The organism is Paraburkholderia fungorum (assembly GCF_046026025.1).
GTDB lineage: Bacteria > Pseudomonadota > Gammaproteobacteria > Burkholderiales > Burkholderiaceae > Paraburkholderia > Paraburkholderia fungorum_E.
The window spans coordinates 37,321-58,751 of the sequence record NZ_JAQQFL010000027.1 but is presented as its reverse complement, the minus strand read 5'-3'; the positions used below and the strand labels follow the sequence as shown (position 1 = coordinate 58,751).

Sequence of the window (21,431 nt, the reverse complement as noted above, 5' to 3'; positions counted from 1 at the left end):
CCGAAGTGTCCTGGAGGCGTTACCGCGAGCGCCGCTGCACATAAACGGCCGCGACGATGATGCCGGCCTTCACCACCAGCGCCGCCGCGTCGGGAATGCCGTGCGCGAGCAGCGTATAGCGCAGCAACTGGATAATCAGCGCCCCGATCAGCGTGCCGCCGATATACGCCTTGCCGCCGGTCAGCGCCGTGCCGCCGACCGCCACCGCGGCGATCGCATCGAGTTCGACGCCGAGCCCCACCACGTTCGCATCCGACGACGAATTCACCGAGATCGAGATCAGTCCCGCCAGCCCCGCGAGCGCGGCGCACAGCGTGTAGGCGATCAGCTTCACGGTGGCCGTCGGCACGCCGCACAGATAGGCCGCCTTTTCGTTGCCGCCGGTGATCAGCAGATACTGGCCGAACAGCGTTTTGCGCACGATCCACGCGAACAGCACGACCAGCGCGAGCATCAGCAGCACCTGAAACGGCACGCCGGCGACCTTGCCTAAGGCGATCCACTGGAACGCGGGCGTGTTGAACGCCTGCAGGCTGCCGTCGGTGACGACCTGGGCGATGCCCCGCCCGGCGATGAACAGCACCAGCGTCGCGACAATTGGCTGGACGGATAGCCGCGTCACCAGCCAGCCGTTGAAGACACCGCACGCGGCCGCCGCCAGCACCGGCAGCACGAACGCGAGCGCAATGCCGCCCGGTCCCGCAATGTTCAGGAACAGCATCGGCGCGAGCGCGCCCGAGATCGCCATCGACGCGCCCACCGACAGGTCGATGCCGCCCGTCGCCACGACCAGTGTCATGCCGATGCCGACGATCACGATCGTCACCACCTGCGTCATGTTGACGTTGAAGGTTTGCAGCGACCAGAAGTGCGGGGTGAAGATCAGGTTGAAGAGCACCATCGCGAGCAGCACGATCACTTCGCGCTGCATGGCGAGATGCCGCCATTTTTTCACCGTCGACGCCGCAGTGGCGCGGGGCGCGGCGGCGGCCGGCATGGGCTGTGCGGCTTGGTTAGCCTGGGGGCGCAACGACTCGGTGTGCAACTTAAGCGCCATGACGGTCGCCCTCCAACGCGTCTTCGATATGGGCGGACTGGGCGGCTTCGGCCAGTGGCGACGGGCCTTCACTGCCGTAGGCGATGGCGTCCATGATGGCGGTCTCGCTCATCTCGGCGCCATTCAGTTCGGCGACGGTGCGGCCGTCGCGGATCACCACCGCGCGGTCGGCCACGGCGGTCAGTTCCTCAAGTTCAGAAGCGGACAGCAGTACCGCGAGCCCCGCATCGCGCAGTTCGCGCACGATCTTCGCCACGTCGGCTTTCGCGCCGACGTCGATGCCGCGGGTCGGTTCGTCGAGCAGCAGGAGTGAAGGCTGCGCGGCGAGCCAGCGGGCGAGCAGAACCTTCTGCTGATTGCCGCCGGACAACTCGCGAATCGGTTGATCGGCCGAACGCAGCTTGATGCCGAGCGATGCAATGAAACGCTCGACGATCGCCTGCTGTTTCTTCACGTCCACCACGCCGTTCTTCGCCAGCGTACGCAAGCAGACGAGCGTGAGGTTGTCGCGCACCGAGAGTTCGGGGACGATGCCTTCGGCCTTGCGGTCTTCGGTGAGGTAAGCGAGGCCGCGCGCGATCGCGTCCTGCGGCGACTTCAACGTCACTGTTTCGCCGCCGATCGACAGCGCGCCTCGTTCGAGCGGATCCGCGCCGAACATCAGGCGCATGGTTTCGGTCCGGCCCGAGCCCAGCAGGCCCGCGAGCCCGACGGCTTCGCCCGCATGCACTTGCAGCGACACGTCGCTCACTTTCGGATGCGCGCTCAGTTGCGTCACGGCGATGGCCTCTTTGCCGCGTCGCGCGAGGTTCGCTTCGCGCGCGGCGGCGTCTTCCTGTACGACGGCGGCAAGCGTGCGGCCGAGCATCGTCGTGACGAGTTGCAATTTGTCCATCTCCGCCATCGTGCTTTGCGCGACCGTCTGGCCGTCGCGCATCACGGTGACGCGGTCGCACAAGGCATACAGTTCGTCGAGCCGGTGCGACACGAAGATCACCGCGCGGCCGTCGTCGCGCAGTTTGCGCACGACGGTGAAGAGCAGTTCCACTTCGCGTTCGTCGAGCGAGGAGGTGGACTCGTCCATGATGACCATCTTCGCGTCCGACGACACCGCGCGCGCCAGCGCCACCATCTGCTGGATCGCGGTCGAATAGCGGCCGACCGGCTTCTTCACATCGATCTGCAAGCCGAACGATTCGAGCAGCGCGGCGGCGCGCGTTTGCACCGCGCGCCAGTCGATCAGACCGAAACGGCGCGGCTCGCGGCCGAGGAAAATGTTTTCCGCCACCGAGCGGAACGGCACCAGGTTGATCTCCTGATAGATCGTGCTGATGCCGGCTTCACGCGCCTGCTTTGGGGTGCGGAAATCGACGTCGCGGCCTTCGAAGCGCACGCTGCCCGAGCCGCGCCGGTACGCGCCGGTCAGGATCTTGATCATGGTCGATTTACCGGCGCCGTTCTGGCCGATCAGCGCGTGCACTTCGCCGGCGGCCACGCTCAGATTGGCGCTGCGCAACGCGGGCACGCCGCCGAAGCTGATGCCGATGTCCTGCATCTCCAGTAACGGCGTGCGGGTAAGGGAAGCGTGTGGCGTCTCTTTGGCGGATTCCGTCACGGGTGTCCTCCTGATGCGTATGCTGCTTCACCTGCTGCTTCATGGGCCGGCTGAGGTGCAGCCCGAGGTCCAGCCCGATGTGCTGCCTGATAGGCCGCATGAGTTGCATGTGCGAGCCGCTGTGGCCATCCGTTCGGGCGCTATGCCGACGGTGTCGCCGAACCATATTACGCCGCACAAAAGCGAAGCGACGGCTCATGAAAAACGAAGCGACGGCTCGTGCTGCCACGAGCGCGTCGCTCCGAACCCTTCCCGCCACCCGCCCCCCGAGGAGACGGATCCGGGGCGAGGACGTCTTGCAGGCAATGCCGCGAAGAGACTTCCTTCGCGCTCCGGCATGCGTGAACACGCCGTTACGGCATTGCCCTCAAGCTATAAAACCGCGCGTACGAAGGCGGCTGCCGATCAATAGCCGTACTGCATGTTCTGCTGCACGTTGCTCTTGTCGTAGAAGCGGTCCGACACCTTGACCCACGTCGGGATCTTTTCGCCCTTCGCATAGCGCTGGGCGACGTCGCAGGCGAGCGGGCCGAAGAACGGGCTCGACTGCACGCTCGCGCCGAGTTCGCCTGCGGCGATCGCGTCCATGCCGCCCTTGGTGCCGTCGATCGTGACGATCTGGATGTCCTTGCCCGGCTGCTTGCCGGCGGCCTTGATCGCGGCGATCGCGCCGAGCGCCATTTCGTCGTTATGGGCGTAGACGGCGGTCACTTCCGGGTGCGCCTGCAACAGCGTTTCCATCACCTGACGGCCCTTGTCGCGCGCGAAATCGCCGCTTTGCGAGGCAATGATCGTCATGCCCGGGTTCTTCGCGATGATTTCGTCGAAGCCCTTCTTGCGGTCGTTCGCAGCGGACGCACCCGTGGTGCCTTCGAGTTCGATGATCTTCGCCTTGCCGCCCGTTGCCTTGACGAGCCAGTCAGCGGCGCGATGGCCCTGATCGATGAAGTCCGAGCCGATGAAAGTGATGTAGTCGCGGCCCGCCTTGGCCACCGACTGATCGACGTCGCGGTCGACCAGGATTACCGGAATGCCGGCCTTTTTAGCTTGCAACACGACGGGCGCAAGCGGCTTTTCTTCGCGCGGCGGGAACACCAGCAGATCGACGTGTTGCGCGATCATGTTCTGAATATCCGATACCTGCTTCGAGTTCGAACTGTTGGCGTCGGTCATGACCAGTTGCCAGCCGCACTTCGCGGCGATGTCCTTGAAGCTCTTGGTTTCCGCGAGACGCCACGGATTGTTGCTTTCGGTCTGCGCGAAACCGACCTTAAGCGGGGTCTTGTTGGGCAACTTCGGCAGCGCGTCGTCGGCGTGCGCCGTGGCGACGCCGAACCCGATTGCCAGAGCCAGCAGTGAACCTGCCAGCGGACGAATCTGCTGCCTGCGCGCGTGTTTGCGCGACTGCGTGTTGAGCGACGCCATTGTCTTCCTCCAGTACCGGTGAGATGTATTTGCTTTTTAGTGTTTCTCCTGGCGGCCGGGTTGCTTCACCCTGACCGCACGTGCCGATTATTTCATCGAGAATTATTATCGGTCAATCACTAATAATATTAATTGCTGGCTTTTCTGCCTCGGTAATTACCCTGACTGACCCGCGTTCGACGAGCGGTCCGTCGAGTTTCACGAGCCGATGCCGCACCGGTGCGCCGGCTGCGCGGTTGTACTCTTCCTGCAGCAAGGTCTCGACAGCCCAGCGTCCCAGTTCGTAGTTCGGCAGCACCACCGTCGACAGCGGCGGATGCGTGTGACGGGCGATTTCCTGATCGTCGTAGCCGAGCACGGAAATGTCTTCGGGCACGCGCAGGCCGAGTTGCTTGAGCGCCTCGATCGCGCCCAGCGCGGTCAGGTCGTTGGCGCAGAAAATGGCGGTTGGCGGGTGCGTCTCGCGCATCAGGGAGAGCGTCATTTCGAAGCCGACCCCCGAGCTCCAGTCGCCGTCGCGCACCAGCTCCGGCGCGAATGGCAGATCGGCGGTGGCGAGCGCGGTGCGATAGCCCTTCAGACGGTCTTTCGAGGCATCCTGCCAGGGCTCGCCGTTGATATAGCCGATCCGCCGATGCCCCGACTGCAGCAGATAGTCGGTCGCCAGATGGCCGCCCGCGACCTCGGCGGGCACCACCGAAGAAAGCCCGCTTTCGCTCGTGTAGCAGTTCAGCAGCACCGTGGGCACCTGCGAGAGCGCCGGCGGCACGGTGACCTTGCGGGTGTAGACGGTTGCGTAGATCACGCCGAATACGTGCGGGTTCGACAGCGTTGCGTCGAGCACCTGCTTTTCGATGTCGGCATTGCCGTGCGTCGAGTAGACGGCGAGCATTTTCCCGCTCGCATAGGCTGCATCGCGTGCGCCGTCGACATTGACGACCGGGTGTGGACTGGTGGAAATCTCGTCGGCCAGATAGACGATCAGGTTGCGTTCATCGTTCGATGCCGACACCGGTTCGCGCAGCGATAGCCGGTAGCCCAGGTCGTGCGCGGCCTTCAGCACTTTGTTGCGGGTGGTCTCGGAGAATTTCGCGCCGGTCGCGTTGTTCAGGACCAGCGAGACCGTGGATTGCGACACGCCGGTGAGCTTGGCGATGTCGGTCATGGTCGGACGGCGTTGAGTCGATTTTTTCATTGTGCGGGCCGCCTTGGAGCGGCGCGAAAGCAGGGGGGTGTCGATGGCATTCGTGGTGCTGACGGTACCACTAATAATATGCGGGCAGCAACGCACGCTAACCCGCCATTTGGGAGCTGTCGTTGGCGCATGAGTGAACTGGATTCGACAAATTTATTACTAATAATATTGACCGGTACGCTTTGGCGTGCGATTCTCGGTCGCGCGGACCCTGGCGGTTCGCCGGCCGCGCGCTGTGCGCGGCGCGCCATTGGAGACATCGATGGGCGTTCATATCGCCATCTGCTTGAGGCCCGGCCCTTTCTGATCATGCGCGACGTTTCCTTGAATCCGGTCCGGCCCTTCGGCAATGAACTCGGCGAGCTCATGTGGCTCGCCGATCCGGCGATCGCGCCGACGCTTGTCACGCTGACGGCAGGCACCATGCGAGTCGTAGTCGCGCCTGAAATTGGCGGTGCCCTGGCGGCTTATTACGAGTCGACGCCCGAAGGCCCGCTGCACTGGTTGCGGCCCGCCACGCAAGCCGCGTTCGACGAACGCGATCCGCTGCGCATGGCTAGCTTTCCCCTGTTCCCCTACTGCAACCGGATTCGCGACGCGCGCTTTCAGTTCGACGGCAGCACAGTCGATCTGGGCGGCAATGACTTGCGTTTTGCGCACGCGCTGCACGGCAATGCGTGGCGGCGTCCCTGGCAGGTGGGGACGCGCACGGACCGCTCGGTGGAGTTGCTCTTCGAACACGAACCGGATTCACAGCGCCCCGGTGACTGGCCGTTCAGGTATCGCGCGCGGCAGCGTATCGAGTTGATCGGCGGCGCGCTGCGCATCGCAATGTCCGCGCAGAATCTGGGTGACCGGCCGATGCCGTTCGGCATGGGCCATCACCCGTACTATCCGCGCACCGCGCAGACTCGCGTCTATGCCGATGTGCAAGGCATGTGGCATGCCGACGCGGACGTGCTGCCCACCCATCTCGGCCCGCATCCCGCGGTCGAGGCGCTGCGCCAGGGCATGTCGCCGGATGCGTTCGCGCTCGACAACAACTTCGCCAACTGGTCGCGCGAGGCGACGATTGCGTGGCCGGACGAACGCCGCCAATTGACGATGACCGCCGACGCGCCCTTTGATCATATGGTGGTATTCGCGCCCGCCGACGATGCGCAACTGTGCGTGGAGCCGGTGACCAACACTACCGATTGCTTCAACGCGCCCGGCATGCGGGAGCAGGTGGGCGGCTGCGTGCTGCAGCCAGGCGAGGAGATCGCCGCGGCGCTGAACTGGACGCCGCGAAGAGGCTAATGCGCGTTGGTCAGCGCTGACCTGCCGGCTTCGCGTTCGTGGCGGGCAAAAAGAAAACGGTGGTCATGCCGCCTTTTAACGTCGTTCACTCCACCCGCAACCGCGCCATATACGGCAAGTGATCCGACAGCCATGCGGTTTCCTGCGTCGGTTGAATCCATTCGATCGGTTTCATGCCGCGCACGAACATCTTGTCGAGCGCGAGCGCCGGCGAGAAGGCCGGGAACGTGCGGCCCGATTCGCCGAGCAGCGTGGCCACTTCCTGCAGGCCGTGTTCCGCGAAGAGCGGCACGGAGTCGTTGCGCCAGTCGTTGAAATCGCCGGCCAGCACGAGCGGACCTTCCGGCGCTTCCTTCGCGATCCAGTGCGCGATCCAGTTCATCTGCCGCAAGCGCGCCGAGCGCGTGAGCGCCAGATGCGCGCACAGCAGCGTGACCGAATGACCGCCGAAGGTTGCCCGCGCGACCAGCAGCCCGCGTCGTTCGAAGCGATGCGCGGAGATATCCCAGCGCCCGCCGAGATCGAGCGGATGCGGCGACAGAATCGCATTGCCATGGCGCCACGACGGCTTGAACACGTTCGGCCCAAGCGCGATTTCGAGCTCGGCCGCGCGTGCGATCTCCGTGGCCTGGCAATGCCAGACATCGCTCTCCGGGTCGGCAAGCGGCGAGCCGAAACTGCTCGCCAGAATCGGCGAAGGCATGCGCCGCGCCATCGCTTCCTGCAAAAAATACGCGTCCGCATGGGTCGATTGAACCCAGCGCTGCATGGCCTGCCACGCCTGAAAGCCGAGCGGCGTGCGGCCTTTATGCAGATTCCAGCTCACCGCCATGAAATCCTTGGGCGCTACGCTCTCGCGGATCAATTCTTCTGGGTTTCGCATGCCGCGTTGTCCACGTGTCCTGTTGGGGCTTCAGTTATTCGCTTGAGTTCGTTCGAGTTTGCTCGCGTTTGCTTCGACCTGCGCTGATTTGCGGCGGCCCTGCCCTAGCTCGGGTTGTTCGCGAGACTCGCACGCACGCGATAGACCAGGTTCGGGTTCTTGTCGACGATCGTCCAACTGGTCCACTGGCCGGCGGGCACGTTCAGGCCAGGATGGCTCGCGCTCACCTGACGCGGTTGCGGCGGCAGCTTGCAGCCGGTATCGGTTTGCTGCGCCGTGTCTTCCTCGAACGTTTCCTGAGCGTCGATCGACAGCGTGACCGCGCTCGCATCCGCCCGCAGCGGCGAAACCGTCAGTGTGCGCGCCAGGTCGATGCTGCCGCCCGGCTGGTCCTTACAGCCGACGTTATGCTGCACCACCTTGTGGTGCGTGTCCGTGCGCGCCTGGCCGACGGTGGTGGCGCCGTCGAAGGAATCGATCTGCTGGCCGTCGCGCATGACCTGCAACTGCCATTGCACGACCTGCTGGGTCGCCCCTTGTGCGTTCGCAAGCAGCGAAGTGCTGAACAGCGCGGCGCCAAGCACGGCGGCGATACTGGTTTTCCACATAAAAAAATTCTCCGGGCACTGCGTCCGGCAGCGTAGTCAGAGGGCCATCTTACGCCTGATAGGCAGAACGTTTTTCTGACATCTCAAACAGGGCCGGGTTCAGCAATACAGTATTTCAGGTGGGGCGGGAGGTCGCCGAAAACAAGCCGTTGTTAGCAGCAGAGCCGCACGACTGCTGGCTTGCACACGAATGTGTCCTCGTTACACTGGACTTGAACGGCGCCGGTCAGGCGCCGTAGCAGCAAGGCCAGCCAGACGGGGTGAGCGATGACAACAGCCATGGTCAAACAGGAAATCGCCGTAGCATCTTTCAGCCGGGTGTACGACCTCGATCAGGTCGAGCACGCACTGAACGATCTCGGTGAGGGCGCAAACGAGGCACTGCGCGCCACGTACGAAAAGATGCTGAAAACCGGCAATCTGCGCTTCTGCGTCAAGCCGAACCGGATGCCGTCGATCGACGATCTGATCGATGCACTGCCCAATTTTTCAGCGCCGCTCGACGACATCCGCAAGCAGGTCGCCTTGTGTCTGGAGACCGAAGACCGGCTCGAACTGATGCCGATGCTGCTGCTGGGTGACCCGGGCATCGGCAAGACGCACTTTGCCAAGCAGTTGGCGCGCCTGCTCGGCACCGCCTATCAATACGTCGCGATGAGTTCGCTGACCGCGGGGTGGATTCTGTCGGGTGCGTCGTCGCAGTGGAAGAACGCCAAACCGGGCAAGGTGTTCGATGCGCTCGTGAATGGCAGTTACGCGAACCCCGTGATCGCGGTCGACGAAATCGACAAGGCCACCGGCGATTCGCAATATGATCCGCTCGGCGCGCTGTACGCGCTGCTCGAGCACGACACGGCGCAGACCTTCATCGACGAATTCGCCGAGATTCCGATCAATGCCGGTCACGTGATCTGGATCGCGACGGCGAACGACGAGCGCTCGATCCCGGAGCCGATTCTGAACCGGATGAACGTGTATGAGATTCCACCGCCGGACCACGACGGCGCGCGCCGCATCGCTCAATCGATCTACGACGAGATCCGCTCGGCGCATAACTGGGGTCTGCGCTTTCCCGAAACACTCGGCGACGCTGCGCTCGATGCGCTGAAGCTGGCGTCGCCGCGTGAAATGCGGCGCGCGATTCTGAATGGCTTCGGTGCGGCGCGCATCGGCGGACGCGATTGGATCGAAGCTGGCGATATCCGGCTGGATTACGGAAATCGACGAAAACCGATTGGTTTTTGAGGGTTTTTGCACTGTTTTTGCGAGAAAACCGTCTTCAGACGGTTTTCTCGTGGTCACAAATCGGGTATCTGTGCCGGTAATGAGATGAATGCTTCGGCAATTGTTGCGAATTGCGAGGCGCGATCGCCTGTCACCGTCTGCCGCCCGTGCCGCCGCACGGCATCCGGTCCGCATGAAGAATCGAGCGCGGCGGTCGTCGGCGGCGTACACTTATCGTGTCCGAAGCATGCGTTTTAGACCTGCTCGAGACCGAATGCCCGCAGTTCCGACTGCGGGCATTTGTGTCTGTGCAGCGTCGTACAATTTTTCAATGCGGTTGCGTAAGGCCAGGTGCGTTCGACAGCGAGCGGTGTGCGGTTCTCGATAGCCGTACCCTGTCTTCATGGTTATCGGGTGAACGAGGCAGTGCGCGGCGAAGTTGGCCGCGTCAAGGGACATGGATCAAATCGAATGTGTAGTGATCGGCGCAGGCGTGATTGGTCTAGCCGTGGCGCGCGCCCTTGCGGCCCGCGGGCGCGAAGTGATTGTGCTGGAAGCGGCCGAAGCGATCGGCGTGGGCACCAGCTCGCGCAATAGCGAAGTGATTCACGCGGGGATCTACTATCCACGCGGTTCGCTGAAAGCGGCGCTCTGCGTGCGCGGCCGCGAGATGCTCTACGACTACTGCGCCGAGCACAACGTGCCACATTCGCGCTGCGGCAAACTGCTGGTGGCCACCTCGCGCAACCAGATTCCTCAGCTCGAAAGCATCATGGCGAAGGGGCGTGAGAACGGCGTGCTCGATCTGATGCGGATCAACGGCGACCAGGCGCAAGCGCTCGAACCCGCGCTCGAATGTGTGGAGGCTGTGTTCTCGCCGCAGACAGGTATCGTCGATAGTCATCAGTTGATGCTGGCGATCCAGGGCGACGCTGAGCGCGACGGCGCGGTGTGTGCGTTCCATGCGCCGGTCGAGGCGATCGAGGCGAGCAACGGCCGCTTCATCATCAAGGTGGGCGGCAGCGCGCCGACCACGATCAGCGCCGCCTGCGTGATCAACAGCGCCGGTTTGCAAGCGAATGCGCTGGCGCGCAAGATTCGCGGCCTCGATGCGCGCCATGTGCCGCCGCTCTACCTTGCGCGCGGCAACTACTTCAGCATCTCGGGGCGGGCGCCGTTCAGCAGGCTGATCTATCCGATGCCGAACGAAGCCGGTCTCGGCGTGCATCTGACAATCGATCTTGGCGGCCAGGCGCGTTTCGGTCCCGACGTCGAATGGGTCGATGCGATCAATTACGACGTCGATCCGCATCGCGCGGATTCCTTTTACGCCGCGATTCGCGCGTACTGGCCCGCGCTTCCAGACCAGGCCCTGCAGCCCGCGTATGCGGGGATTCGTCCGAAGCTTTCCGGCCCAGGCGAGCCCGCTGCCGATTTCGTGATTCAAGGTCCAGCCGCGCACGGCGTGCGCGGGCTCGTCAATCTGTTCGGGATCGAGTCGCCGGGATTGACGGCCTCGCTGGCGATCGCGCAGCGCGTCTGTGAGTTGAGCGGGCGCGCCTAATCGTCGCACCACGGGTTTTCACCCAGATTCTCACGCCCGCACGATTAACCGGCGCGCCGCACTCGATTGTCGAGCGCGGCGTCGTACCAATTCGCTTATCTCTATCATTTGAGTCATCACGCGCAAGGGCTTCGTTGCTATCCTTGGGGACCGCTGTCACTAGAACGGCGATCAGTTCAATATAAATGGAGTGAGTCCCCCATGAAATCTTCCCGTCGTACGTTTTTGATCACCAGCATTGGTGTGGCATCGACTTTCGCGCTGTCGCGCCAGGCTTTCGCCGACGCACCGAAGGTTGCCGAGACCGATCCGACCGCTCAGGCGCTCGGCTACAAAGCCGACGCGAGCAAAGTCGACAAGGCCAAGTTCGCGAAATACGCAGCGGGCCAGGACTGCGGCAACTGCAGCTTCTATCAAGGCAAGCCGACCGACGCCTATGCGGGCTGCCCGATGTTCGCGGGCAAGCAGGTCGCGAGCACGGGTTGGTGCAGCGCCTATAACAAGAAGGCCTGATTTCGTTCCGCCCGCGCACACGCTCAGTGGCGCGGTAAATGCGCTGCAACATCACAGCGCCGGACTGCGGTCCGATCATTGAGGCGTCTGCCGCCCTGCGCGACAGACGCCTTTTTGTTGTCCGGCTATCTGCCGGCCTTGACGGTCAGGCAAATGAAGCGGGTCACCTGCGCCGATACGCCGGGTGTTTCTTCGTTTAGCTGCGCGCCTGCATCAACGGCGGCCGCTTGTCGAACCATGGCCGCGCCGCTTCGAGTTGCGCGGCCAGCCGCAACAGGGTTGTTTCACCGCCCACACGCGTGGCGAACTGCACGCCGATAGGCAGCCCGCGCGCGTTCCAGTAGAGCGGTACCGACATCGCCGGTTGTCCGCTCAGATTGAACAACTCCGTGCATCCCGCCCAGGCGAACGCCTTGTTTGACGCTTCGGTCAGCAGCTTTTTCATCAGGGCTTCAAGCGGCATCGCCGTGACGGCGCGCATCTGCATGCGCTCCGCGGAGGTGGGGTGCATTTCACCGATCTTGATCGGGGCGCCCGCGAGCGTCGCGCACAGGAGCACGTCGTAGCGGTTCAGCAAATCGGTGAGGTGTTCAGTGATGCGACGCTGTTCTTCCAGCGCGCTGGGCAGGCCGCGCTCGCCGAGTTTGCGGCCGACATGCGCCATGGCCCATGTCGAGATTTCGAACTCGTTGCGCAGTGGTTTGCGGCCCGTGACGCGATCGGCGTTGAGCACCATTTCTTCCGCCGTCACCGACCAGAGCATCAGGAACGCATGGCGGACCGCCGCGAAATCGATTCCCAGCGAAACCGGCTCGATGTTATGGCCCAGCGAACTGGCGAGTTGCGCGGCGTCTTCCAGCGCGCTGCGCGAGTCGACGGAGAGGGAGGGCGCCAGCATCGAATCGGTGACGTAGGCAATGTTCAGCGGCTTGCATGGTTCGCGGCTTGCGCCAAGGAAGGTGCCCGGTGCGCCGAGCGGTCTATCCGCGTTGCCCGCCAGCAGATCGAGCAGCAATGCGCTGTCGCGCACACTGCGCGATACCGCGTGATCGACACCGAGCTCACCGGCCGCGGCGGCGGCCGTTGCGCGCGGCACACGTCCGCGGGAAGGCTTGAGGCCGAAGAGTCCGCAGCATGACGCGGGAATGCGGATCGAGCCGCCGCCGTCCGATGCGTGCGCAAGCGGCACAATGCCTGCGGCAACTGCCGCGGCCGCACCGCCGCTCGAACCGCCCGGCGTGTGGTCGAGGCTCCACGGATTGCGGCACGCGCCGAACAATTCGGGCTCCGTATAAGGCATCTGGCCGAGTTCGGAGGTGCTGGTCTTCGCGAAGATATTGAGGCCGGCCGCCTTGGCGAGCGCGACGACCGGTGCGTCCTCGGTGGGAATGAAGTGGCGATAGTGACGGCTACCCATCGCCATGCGCAAGCCGGCGACTGCCGCGCCCAGATCCTTGATCAGAAAGGGCACGCCCGCGAGCGCTGCCTGCGCGCTGTCACCGTCCGCATGGCTCGTGCGATTTGCTCTGCTGGCATCGTCACGCGAGGCACGCTGACGCGCGGCGTCGTAGTCCTTCAGAACAATCGCGTTGATCGCGGGATTGACGGACTCGGTACGGGAGATCGCGATGTCCAGCAATTCGCGCGCGCTTGCTTCGCGGTTTCGAACCAGTTCGGCGAGGCCGATGGCGTCATGGGCGAGATAGTCTGATTGCACGACGCCGGGGCCCTCTCGATCGAGTGTTGAGTGTTGAGTTTGCCGGTTGCAGCCGCGGGCCACAACCTCGGGCTACAACCTGTAGTTACCACCGCGAGTTACAGCCGCGAGTTACAGCCGCGAGTTACAGCCGCGAGTTACAGCCGCGAGTTACAGCCGCGAGTTACAGCCGGGAGTTACAGCCGCGAGTTACAGCCGGGAGTTACAGCCGGGAGTTACAGCCGCTCACCGAGGAAGGTCAGCGTACGGCCATGCGCGAGCGCCGAGGCGGGCTGGTTATACGACCCGCGATCCGAGCAGTTGAAGCCGTGATCGGCGTTCGGATAAATGTTGAATTCCGCATCGGTGCGGCCGGCAAAGCGTTCCTGAATCTGGCCGACAGCCGACAACGGGATATGCGCGTCGAGTTCGCCGTAGTGGAATTGCATCGGCACCTTGATCTTCGCAGCCTGATCGAGCTTGTTCTGGATGCCGCCGCCGTAGTAAGCAACCGCGCCGTCGAGCGAACCTTGCGCGGCCGCGAGGTACGCGAGTTGACCGCCGAAGCAGAAGCCGATTGCCGCGATCTTGCCGGTCACTTCCGGCATGGCGCGCAACGCCGCAGCGGCTGCGCCGATGTCGGACACGGCCTGATCGACGTTGGTCTTCTGCATCAACTCGATGCCCTTCTCGCGATCCGCACCGTCATACGTCAATTCGACGCGCGGCTGCACGCGCCAGAACACGTCCGGTGCGAGCGCGATGTAGCCGTCTTGCGCGTACTGATCCGCGACCGAGCGGATATGGCTGTTCACGCCGAAGATTTCCTGAATGATGATGACGGCCGGTCCCTTGCCGCCTTTGGGCAGCGCCAGATAGCCGCCGAAGCTGTCGTTGCCGGCGGGAATGTCGATCCAGCGGGAAGTCGTGCTCATGTTGCTCTCCATTTGCCCGTGCGTTCATGCGCGGGGGTGGTCTGAATGAATGCCTGAAGCGGGCGGTCAGTTTGCCATCAAAAGAAAGCCCTTGCAGCGAGGCCGCGTGCCGCCCGGCGACGCCCGCCGCGCACCCCACGCGCGGCGCCAATCTCGTAAGGCGATTGAAACATTCTCGATAATTCATTTTCCCGCGTGCGCGAGGCTCGGTAGAGTCGAGCGTATCGACCCACGCGTGTCGCGCGGTCTTGGGAAACAAGGAATCGATCATGAGTGAAGGCAGTTTTGTGACGCCATTTGCCGAACGTTTCGGCATGCGGGTGCCGGTTGTGCAGGCGCCGATGGTCGGTGGCGCGACCACGCCGGCAATGGTCGCAGCAGCGTCGAACGCGGGCGCATTCGGTTTTCTGGCCGGCGCGGCGCTGGCGCCGGAGAAGCTCGCGAGTGAAGTCGCGGCAATCCGCGCGCTGACTGATCGTCCGTTCGGCGTCAATCTGTTTGCACTGCCGCCTGTTACGCCTGATGAGGTGACGGTGCGCCGCGCGCTCGAAGCGATCGATCCGATCCGCGCGGAACTCGGTCTGCCCCCGGGCAGCCCACTCGAACGCTACGCGCCGGACTTCCGCGCGCAACTGGACATGCTGATCGAATTGCGTGTGCCGGTGGTCAGCTTCACGTTTGGGCTGCTCTCCAAAGTGGATGTCGCCCGTTTGCACGCCGCGAGTCTGTATGTAATAGGGACCGCGACTCATGTCGCAGAAGGACTGGCGTGGCGCGACGCGGGGGCTGACGCGATCGTCGCGCAAGGGGCGGAAGCCGGCGGCCATCGCGGCACGTTCATCGGCGCTTTCGAAGACGCGCTGGTCGGCACCATGGCGCTGGTGCCGCAACTCGTCGATGCGACCGGGCTGCCGGTGCTTGCGGCGGGCGGCATCATGGACGGCCGCGGTATCGCCGCAGCGCTGGCACTGGGCGCACAGGCGGCGATGATGGGGAGCGCGTTCATCACGTGCGCCGAGAGTTCGATCTCCCCGGCATGGAAAGCGCGTTTTCAGTCAATGTCCGACACGTCGACCTCCGTGACGCGCGCGATCACCGGCCGCCATGCGCGCGGCATACGCAATCCGTTGATGCTGCGCTTGAGCGAGTCGATGAACAAGGTCGCGCCTTATCCGGTGCAAAACGCCCTGACGCAGGAACTACGACAAACCGCGAGCCGCGCGGAAAACAGCGACTATCTGTCTCTTTGGTCAGGCCAGGGCGCGCCGCTTGGCCAGAAACGTCGGGAAGGGCTCGGCGCGGCGGAACTGGTCCGGCAACTCGACGAGGAATGGCATGCCGTAGCCGCACGGATCGCCGCGCTCAAGCGTTGATTCAGCCAGGCCCTGGCGCGCCTCGCTGCAAGCTGCGGCGCGCCTCGTTTATAAGCACAAAGCCTATTCGAAACATTAACGGTTTCACGCGCTAAAAGCTTTAGAGCACGTTGTTAGACAAACAGCTCACCTGGCGGAAACCCGCATGGGCTGGTGCTTTCCAGCCTGTTCTTCAAGTCCGGATCGCCGCCTGTTGGATAAACGCTATTAGTGTTCATCCCACTTCCTCAAAAAAGTCCCACAATTTAATTTGTTGGCCTACACTTGCGCGCAAGTACGGTTTGCCGCCTGCCACAAACAGTCCGGTGAACGTGCTGGCCAAGTGCATGAACGATGCAACCGGCGTGGTCGTCCACGGGACTGAGCGACACGTGTAGGGACGCGGGGGGCACAGGGCGATTACGTTGTTTTTGGGACCGAAACTGGAGACTTACATGAACACTAAGATTCAAAAGCTGTTGCCGATCAGCGCTGCTGCCATGTTGTTTGCGTCGTTGGCAACGGGCGCGGTGGCGGACGAGGTCGTCAAGATCGGCCACGTTGCACCGTTGACCGGCGGTATCGCTCACCTGGGTAAAGACAACGAAAACGGCGCGCGCCTGGCAGTTGAGGAAATCAACGCCAAGGGCCTGACGATCGGCGGCCAGAAGATCACGCTGCAACTCGACGCACAAGACGACGCAGCTGACCCGCGTACGGCTACGCAAGTCGCGCAGAAGCTGGTTGACGATAAGGTCGTCGCAGTGGTCGGTCACTTGAACTCGGGCACCTCGATTCCGGCTTCGAAGATCTATAGCGATGCAGGCATCGTGCAGATCTCGCCGTCGGCAACGAACCCGGCTTACACGCAACAAGGTTTCAAGACGACGTACCGCGTCGTGGCGACCGATGCGCAACAAGGTCCGGCACTGGCTAACTACGCAGCCAAGGGTCTGAAAGTGAAGAGCGTCGCGATCGTCGACGACTCGACCGCTTACGGCCAGGGTCTCGCCAACGAATTCGAAAAGACCGCCAAGTCGCTGGGCCTGAACGTGATGTCGCATGACGCGACGAACGACAAGGCTGTCGACTTCCGCGCGATTCTGACGAAGATCAAGGGCGAAAACCCGGACGCGATCATGTACGGCGGTATGGACGCAACCGGCGGCCCGTTCGCCAAGCAAGCCAAGCAGCTCGGCCTGCGTGCGAAGGTTCTGGCTGGCGACGGCGTGTGTACCGACAAGCTGTCGGACCTGGCTGGCGACGCAACCGACAACATCGTCTGCTCGGAAGCCGGTATGGCGCTCGAGAAGATGGCTGGCGGCGCAGCGTTCCTTGCCAAGTACCAAAAGCGTTTCGGTCAGCCGATCCAGATCTACGCTCCGTTCACGTATGACGCTGTGTACATCATCGTCGACGCTATGAAGCGTGCGAACTCGACCGATCCGGCGAAGATCCTGGCAGCGATGCCGGCGACCGACTACAAGGGTGTGATCGGCGAAACCACGTTCGACTCGAAGGGCGACCTTCAACACGGCGTGATCTCGCTGTACAACTACAAGGCAGGCAAGAAGACGCTGCTCGACGTAGTCAAGATGTAAGAGCCGCATGACCGAAGACAGCTTGGTTTGTCTTCGATCAGGTAGTTAAAAGGCACGCGCGCCGCATGGTTCGCGTGCCTTTTCTTTTGGGCATCTGCGTGTGAAGCTGGCGGCTTTGAGAACCTTGTTTGGGAGAATGCCGTGACCACTGTGAACCGTTCGATCGATAACGGCTGGCGGCGCTGGATTACCGAGAATCTGCTGCTCGACGCACCGCCGCCCGCCGTGCACGGTGCGCTGGTCGGACATGGTTTCGATCCGGCAGAAGCCGCTCGTGAAATCGAAACAGCGCTCGCGAGTCCTTACTTTGAGGGTGCCGCGCGGTTGCGCAATCGTTTGCGTAAGCGTGAATGGATATTGTCGGTGTACGGCACACTCAATCGAATGCGCGCTGGGAGCGGCGTGATCGAAAAGCGTGAGCGTTTGTCGCGTGACGAGTTCTTTGAGCAGTACTACTTTCAGAATCGGCCCGTCATCATCACCGGGGCTTTCGATTTTTGGCCGGCGCGCACGCAATGGAGCTTCGAGTATTTTCGCGAGCGTTGCGGGGATGCCGAAGTCGAAGTGCAGTTTGGCCGCGAGTCGGACGCGAATTATGAAATCAATCAGCCTAAACTCAAGCGCATGATGCGCTTCGCCGACTATGTCGATCTCGTCGAACGTAGCGGCCCGACCAACGATTTCTACATGACCGCGAATAACACCTCGCACAATCGCGCGGCACTCGCGGCGTTATGGTCCGATGTGCCGACTATCGGCGAATATCTCGATGCCGGGTCGCCCGATACCGGTTTTTTCTGGATGGGACCGGCTGGAACGAAGACACCGTTTCACCATGATCTAACCAATAACTTCATGGCGCAGGTGATGGGCCGCAAGCAGATCAAGCTGGTTCCGTTGTCCGATACGCCGCATATGGTGAATATGCTGCATTGCTATTCGCTGGTGGATGGCAGTGCGATCGACTACGAACGCTTCCCTTCGGTGCGCAATGCGCAAGTGATGGAGTGCACGCTCGAACCCGGCGAATTGCTATTCCTTCCGATCGGCTGGTGGCATTACGTAGAAGGACTCGATGCCACGGTGACCATGACGTTCACCAACTTTCTGCAGCGTAATGATTTCTCGCGTAATTACGCGACGTATCACGAGCTGTGACAAAAAAACGGCGAGCCGGTTGACCCGGCTCGCCGCCCCCCTTCGACGCTTGTTTTAGCGCGCCGTTATTTACCGTCGTTATTCGTCACTTCTTCGGCGTCAGTGCGCCCAGACCGCCGAGCAAGCCACCGCCTGTCGTGCCGCCCGCCGAGCCCGCCGTCCCGGTCAATGCACCGGTGAGGGTGTTCAGCAGGCCGGTGATCGGTGCAAGCGGATTGTTGGCGCCGCCGCTTCCACCGTTTCCACCGCTTCCACCTGTCCCGCCGGTGCTGCCCGAACCCGTAGCCGACCCGAGCGCGCCTGTCAGCGAGGACACCGCCGAGGTCACCGGTGCGAGCGGATTGCCGCTGCCGCCGGCCGCGCCGCTCAATGCGCCGGTGAGCGAGTTCACCACCCCGGTCAGCGGTGCAAGCGGACTGCTGCCCGAGCCGCCGGAGAGGCCGCCGAGGCTGCCGGTCACCGTGCTGAGGACGTTGGTTAGCGGCGCGAGCGGACTGCTTGAGCTGCCGCCGACGCCACCGAGCGTGCCGGTCACCGTGCTGAGGATGTTGGTCAAGGGCGCAAGCGGACTGCTCGAGCCACTGCCGCCGGTCAGGCCGCCGCTCAAGGTGCCGGGCAGCGCGGTGAGAATGCTGGTCAACGGCGCCAGCGGATTACCCGTCGTACCGCTGCTGCCGCCCGGATTCAGAATGCCCGTGAGGCCGCCGAGCGGGTTGCCGCCGCTCGAACCGCCTGCGGTCAGCAGGCCGCCGGCAGACGTGACGGTGTCGCCGAGCTTGCTCACGACATTGCCGAGGCCCTGGCCGATCGGGTTGTTGGTCGCGTTGCTGACCTGGCTGCCGGCGCTGTCGAGGCCATGACCGATGGTCGACAGCAGTCCGTTCAGCGGTGAACCGAGACCGGTCGTATCGCCGACAGTTTGAGTCGTTTGCGCGAGCACGGTGGTGATCGGCGTGATCGCGGTGCTGACGGTTTGCGTCACTTGCTGGATCGGGCCGGTCGTTAGCTGGGAGGTCAGTTGCGTGCCAAGGCCGCTGACTGTAATGCCAACTGTCGAAACCACGCTGCCGAGCGGCGTGGTCAGCGGACTGAGCGGCGCGGTGGGGCCGGTGCCAAGGCTCGTCACGAGCTGGCCGGCGCTGTTGACGGCCTGGCCTGCGTTATAAACCAGGCCGCCGCTGCTTGCCAGCGTCGTGCCGAGCGGATCCTTGGAGTTGCCGAGCTGGCCGAGGCCGTTCGCCGCACCCGTGCCAACCGCTGTGACGCCGGCACCGAGATTCGAGACGACGTTGCCGAGCGCGGTCGTGGTGGCAGGGTTCCCGCCTGGGATCGGCGTGAGGCCAATCTGAGTGCCGATCGCGGAGACGGTTTGGCCGGTCGCGCTGACTACATTGCCCGTGTTCTGGACGACGACGCCGATCGGATTGGCGCTGCTTGGCGTGGGCGTCGGCGTCGGTGTCGGTGTTGGCGTCGGAGTCGGAGTCGGAGTCGGAGTCGGAGTCGGAGTCGGCGTCGGTGTTGGTGTTGGCGTTGGCGTAGGAGTCGGCGTGGGTGTCGGAGTAGGCGTCGGTGTGGGCGTCGGCGTCGGTGTTCCGCCTGCACCGCCTGCACCGCCTGCGCCGGCGCCCGCGCCACCACCCGCTCCGCTCAAGCTACCCGGCCTGATCGTTGTGCTTCCGCATCCGGTCAGTAAGATCATCGACGTCACGCACATGGCGATCGCCGACAGTTTGAAATTGCGATTCATGGTCTGCTCCCCCGTAATTTGAAAAACTGCTGGGGAGCTAACTGCAAGGCTTATGCCATTTATACCTGCATGATCGCAGTCGGGATTAAATCAATACAAATCAAGGGGTTGCCGGAGTTTTCGTGCGCGGATGATTGCGTTGATACCGCCGATGTGGCGAGGAACACGTCAGCGTGCTGGCCGCGTGTAACGTAACGTAAGCTCGCGGGTTTCATATGGCGCGACGTCCGCCGGTGCAGCAGCAGAAAGCGTCTGCGTCAAATCTTCAAACGCCGCAGCACCTTCGGACCCGCGACCGCGATCAGCGCCGAACACACGGCCACCACGGACAACCCGATCGGCAAACTGGTGACCTGCGTCACCGCGCCGATAATCACCGGTCCCAGCAACAAGCCGAAGTACGCCAGCCCGGCAACATGCGCGAGTCCTTCGGCCGCATGAATACCTTTGACGCTCGCCGCAGCCGCGAACAGCACGGGCATCATGTTCGCGAGCCCGAGACCCATCAGCGTGAAGCCAATCAGTGCGGCGACCGGATTCGGCAGCAGCAGTGCGCCGACCATTCCCGCGCAGGCAAGCGAGGCGCTCGCCATCACCAGTTGCGGTGCGCCGAAGCGGGCACGCACGGCGTCGCCGGCGAAACGCGCCGCGGCCATGCCGCCCGAAAACGCCGCGTAAGCTGCGCTCGCGAGCGCCGGCGTGGACAGCACGACGTCGCGCATGTAAACGGTGGCCCAGTCGTACATTGCCCCTTCGGCGATCAGCGCGACCAGCGCCATTGCACCGAGCGCCCACAAGGCCGGCGATCGCCAGCGGTTGGCGCGGGGCGTGGCGGCGTCGGGATGATCGGCGTGCGGCACGTGTGGCAGGACGGAAGGGCAAGCCGCGATCAGCACCAGCGTGCTGACCGCCGCCGCCAGCGCCAGATGCACGGCGGGCGCCATGCCGCGCGCCAGCAAGGCGCCGCCCACCGCTGCACCGAACATCCCGCCGAGGCTGAACATGCCGTGCAACGACGACATGATCGGCTTGCCGAGCGCCTTCTCGACCGAGCTGGCTTCCGCGTTCATCGCGACGTCGAGGGTAGCCATGCCGGCGCCGAAGACGGCCAGTACGATCAGCAGCATCCAGTAGGCCGGCACGATCAGGATCAACGCCGCACACGCGGTCATCACCAAACCGCCGGTCAGACAGGCGCGGCGCGTGCCGACCCGCGCGATCCATGGGGCATTCGCCGCCATGGCGCCGATCGAGCCACCGGCGACGGCCAGCAGCGCGAACGAGAGCATCGCCGCATTCAGATGGAAGCGGTCGCGCACCGTCGGTACATGCACCCCCCACGACGCGTACATCATGCCGGCGATGAAGAACACCGCCATGGTGGCGATCCGGGCGCGTTGCCGCGCAGTATCGGAGAGCGCGCGATGGGCGGCGGGGAGGCTGGCGAATTCGGAGGAGTGGTCGGACACGGAAATCTCGTGGAGGGGACGCGTGAGAAAGCGCCCTGTAAGCGAATTTCCGATTCTAACGAAGCACGCTGTCTTATGCTTGAAGCGGAT

General features: G+C 63.5%; 17 protein-coding genes. 7 read left to right on the top strand and 10 right to left on the bottom strand.

What is annotated here, in order from left to right; all coding sequences use genetic code 11:
- Nucleotides 1–19: 19 nt before the first annotated feature.
- The 4 genes from PQR67_RS26045 to PQR67_RS26030 form a co-directional block, all read right to left on the bottom strand.
- Nucleotides 20–1,057 carry an ABC transporter permease gene (locus PQR67_RS26045; protein ID WP_408465518.1) on the bottom strand — a complete coding sequence of 346 codons (1,038 nt, stop codon included), beginning with the start codon at nucleotides 1,055–1,057 and terminating at the stop codon, nucleotides 20–22.
- Nucleotides 1,047–2,612: a sugar ABC transporter ATP-binding protein gene (locus PQR67_RS26040; RefSeq protein ID WP_408465630.1), complete on the bottom strand. Its 1,566-nt coding sequence runs from the start codon at nucleotides 2,610–2,612 to the stop codon at nucleotides 1,047–1,049. Before PQR67_RS26040 ends, PQR67_RS26045 begins: the two co-directional genes overlap by 11 nt.
- A gap of 465 nt (nucleotides 2,613–3,077) precedes the next feature.
- The gene (locus PQR67_RS26035) at nucleotides 3,078–4,097 is read right to left on the bottom strand and encodes an ABC transporter substrate-binding protein (protein ID WP_408465516.1); all 1,020 of its coding nucleotides are present in this window, start codon (nucleotides 4,095–4,097) and stop codon (nucleotides 3,078–3,080) included.
- 112 nt (nucleotides 4,098–4,209) lie between these two features.
- Nucleotides 4,210–5,262 carry a LacI family DNA-binding transcriptional regulator gene (locus PQR67_RS26030; protein ID WP_408465628.1) on the bottom strand — a complete coding sequence of 351 codons (1,053 nt, stop codon included), beginning with the start codon at nucleotides 5,260–5,262 and terminating at the stop codon, nucleotides 4,210–4,212.
- A gap of 396 nt (nucleotides 5,263–5,658) precedes the next feature.
- Between PQR67_RS26030 and PQR67_RS26025 the strand changes: the two genes are divergently transcribed.
- Nucleotides 5,659–6,591, top strand: coding sequence for an aldose 1-epimerase (locus PQR67_RS26025; protein WP_408465626.1), 933 nt, complete (start codon nucleotides 5,659–5,661; stop codon nucleotides 6,589–6,591).
- Between the two features lie 85 nt (nucleotides 6,592–6,676).
- Here PQR67_RS26025 and PQR67_RS26020 read toward each other — a convergent pair whose 3' ends face one another.
- Together PQR67_RS26020 and PQR67_RS26015 are read right to left on the bottom strand one after the other, a co-directional pair.
- Nucleotides 6,677–7,474, bottom strand: a complete 798-nt coding sequence (locus PQR67_RS26020; protein ID WP_408465514.1) for an endonuclease/exonuclease/phosphatase family protein — start codon at nucleotides 7,472–7,474, stop codon at nucleotides 6,677–6,679.
- Between the two features lie 104 nt (nucleotides 7,475–7,578).
- Entirely contained in the window at nucleotides 7,579–8,082 is a 504-nt protein-coding gene (locus PQR67_RS26015; protein ID WP_408465512.1) for a hypothetical protein, read from the bottom strand.
- Between the two features lie 267 nt (nucleotides 8,083–8,349).
- Here PQR67_RS26015 and PQR67_RS26010 point away from each other — a divergent pair, with 267 nt between their 5' ends.
- The 3 genes from PQR67_RS26010 to PQR67_RS26000 all read left to right on the top strand — a co-directional run bounded on the left by PQR67_RS26010 (nucleotide 8,350) and on the right by PQR67_RS26000 (nucleotide 11,383).
- Nucleotides 8,350–9,327 carry an AAA family ATPase gene (locus tag PQR67_RS26010; RefSeq protein ID WP_408465510.1) on the top strand — a complete coding sequence of 326 codons (978 nt, stop codon included), beginning with the start codon at nucleotides 8,350–8,352 and terminating at the stop codon, nucleotides 9,325–9,327.
- A gap of 436 nt (nucleotides 9,328–9,763) precedes the next feature.
- Entirely contained in the window at nucleotides 9,764–10,870 is a 1,107-nt protein-coding gene (locus PQR67_RS26005) for an NAD(P)/FAD-dependent oxidoreductase (RefSeq protein WP_408465508.1), read from the top strand.
- A gap of 201 nt (nucleotides 10,871–11,071) precedes the next feature.
- On the top strand, nucleotides 11,072–11,383 hold the full coding sequence (locus tag PQR67_RS26000; protein WP_172162225.1) for a high-potential iron-sulfur protein: 312 nt from the start codon (nucleotides 11,072–11,074) through the stop codon (nucleotides 11,381–11,383).
- 196 nt (nucleotides 11,384–11,579) lie between these two features.
- On the opposite strand, the gene PQR67_RS25995 is transcribed toward PQR67_RS26000, so the two are convergent.
- Together PQR67_RS25995 and PQR67_RS25990 are read right to left on the bottom strand one after the other, a co-directional pair.
- Nucleotides 11,580–13,100: an amidase gene (locus PQR67_RS25995; RefSeq protein WP_408465506.1), complete on the bottom strand. Its 1,521-nt coding sequence runs from the start codon at nucleotides 13,098–13,100 to the stop codon at nucleotides 11,580–11,582.
- Nucleotides 13,101–13,315: 215 nt separating this feature from the next.
- Nucleotides 13,316–14,014: a dienelactone hydrolase family protein gene (locus PQR67_RS25990; RefSeq protein WP_408465504.1), complete on the bottom strand. Its 699-nt coding sequence runs from the start codon at nucleotides 14,012–14,014 to the stop codon at nucleotides 13,316–13,318.
- A 269-nt stretch (nucleotides 14,015–14,283) separates the two neighbouring features.
- On the opposite strand from PQR67_RS25990, the gene PQR67_RS25985 reads away from it, so the two are divergent.
- The 3 genes from PQR67_RS25985 to PQR67_RS25975 all read left to right on the top strand — a co-directional run bounded on the left by PQR67_RS25985 (nucleotide 14,284) and on the right by PQR67_RS25975 (nucleotide 18,125).
- A complete protein-coding gene (locus PQR67_RS25985; protein WP_408465502.1) occupies nucleotides 14,284–15,387 on the top strand; it encodes an NAD(P)H-dependent flavin oxidoreductase in 1,104 nt (367 codons plus the stop codon).
- Nucleotides 15,388–15,821: 434 nt separating this feature from the next.
- Nucleotides 15,822–16,967 carry a branched-chain amino acid ABC transporter substrate-binding protein gene (locus PQR67_RS25980; RefSeq protein WP_120346767.1) on the top strand — a complete coding sequence of 382 codons (1,146 nt, stop codon included), beginning with the start codon at nucleotides 15,822–15,824 and terminating at the stop codon, nucleotides 16,965–16,967.
- Nucleotides 16,968–17,108: 141 nt separating this feature from the next.
- A complete protein-coding gene (locus tag PQR67_RS25975) occupies nucleotides 17,109–18,125 on the top strand; it encodes a cupin-like domain-containing protein (protein ID WP_408465500.1) in 1,017 nt (338 codons plus the stop codon).
- 85 nt (nucleotides 18,126–18,210) lie between these two features.
- Here the strand turns inward: PQR67_RS25975 and PQR67_RS25970 are convergent, their stop codons facing one another.
- Complete coding sequence (locus PQR67_RS25970) at nucleotides 18,211–19,872, bottom strand: collagen-like triple helix repeat-containing protein (RefSeq protein ID WP_408465498.1); 1,662 nt, start codon at nucleotides 19,870–19,872, stop codon at nucleotides 18,211–18,213.
- Between the two features lie 257 nt (nucleotides 19,873–20,129).
- Nucleotides 20,130–21,341, bottom strand: a complete 1,212-nt coding sequence (locus PQR67_RS25965) for an MFS transporter (protein ID WP_408465496.1) — start codon at nucleotides 21,339–21,341, stop codon at nucleotides 20,130–20,132.
- Nucleotides 21,342–21,431: the final 90 nt, after the last annotated feature.

Excerpts from the sequence above, each read along its gene's own strand:
- PQR67_RS26045 (WP_408465518.1), bottom strand. The coding sequence starts at position 1,057 with ATGGCGCTTAAGTTGCACACCGAGTCGTTGCGCCCCCAGGCTAACCAA.
- PQR67_RS26040 (WP_408465630.1), bottom strand. The coding sequence starts at position 2,612 with ATGCAGGACATCGGCATCAGCTTCGGCGGCGTGCCCGCGTTGCGCAGC.
- PQR67_RS26035 (WP_408465516.1), bottom strand. The coding sequence starts at position 4,097 with ATGGCGTCGCTCAACACGCAGTCGCGCAAACACGCGCGCAGGCAGCAG.
- PQR67_RS26030 (WP_408465628.1), bottom strand. The coding sequence starts at position 5,262 with ATGACCGACATCGCCAAGCTCACCGGCGTGTCGCAATCCACGGTCTCG.
- PQR67_RS26025 (WP_408465626.1), top strand. The coding sequence starts at position 5,659 with ATGTGGCTCGCCGATCCGGCGATCGCGCCGACGCTTGTCACGCTGACG.
- PQR67_RS26020 (WP_408465514.1), bottom strand. The coding sequence starts at position 7,474 with ATGCGAAACCCAGAAGAATTGATCCGCGAGAGCGTAGCGCCCAAGGAT.
- PQR67_RS26015 (WP_408465512.1), bottom strand. The coding sequence starts at position 8,082 with ATGTGGAAAACCAGTATCGCCGCCGTGCTTGGCGCCGCGCTGTTCAGC.
- PQR67_RS26010 (WP_408465510.1), top strand. The coding sequence starts at position 8,350 with ATGACAACAGCCATGGTCAAACAGGAAATCGCCGTAGCATCTTTCAGC.
- PQR67_RS26005 (WP_408465508.1), top strand. The coding sequence starts at position 9,764 with ATGGATCAAATCGAATGTGTAGTGATCGGCGCAGGCGTGATTGGTCTA.
- PQR67_RS26000 (WP_172162225.1), top strand. The coding sequence starts at position 11,072 with ATGAAATCTTCCCGTCGTACGTTTTTGATCACCAGCATTGGTGTGGCA.
- PQR67_RS25990 (WP_408465504.1), bottom strand. The coding sequence starts at position 14,014 with ATGAGCACGACTTCCCGCTGGATCGACATTCCCGCCGGCAACGACAGC.
- PQR67_RS25985 (WP_408465502.1), top strand. The coding sequence starts at position 14,284 with ATGAGTGAAGGCAGTTTTGTGACGCCATTTGCCGAACGTTTCGGCATG.
- PQR67_RS25980 (WP_120346767.1), top strand. The coding sequence starts at position 15,822 with ATGAACACTAAGATTCAAAAGCTGTTGCCGATCAGCGCTGCTGCCATG.
- PQR67_RS25970 (WP_408465498.1), bottom strand. The coding sequence starts at position 19,872 with ATGAATCGCAATTTCAAACTGTCGGCGATCGCCATGTGCGTGACGTCG.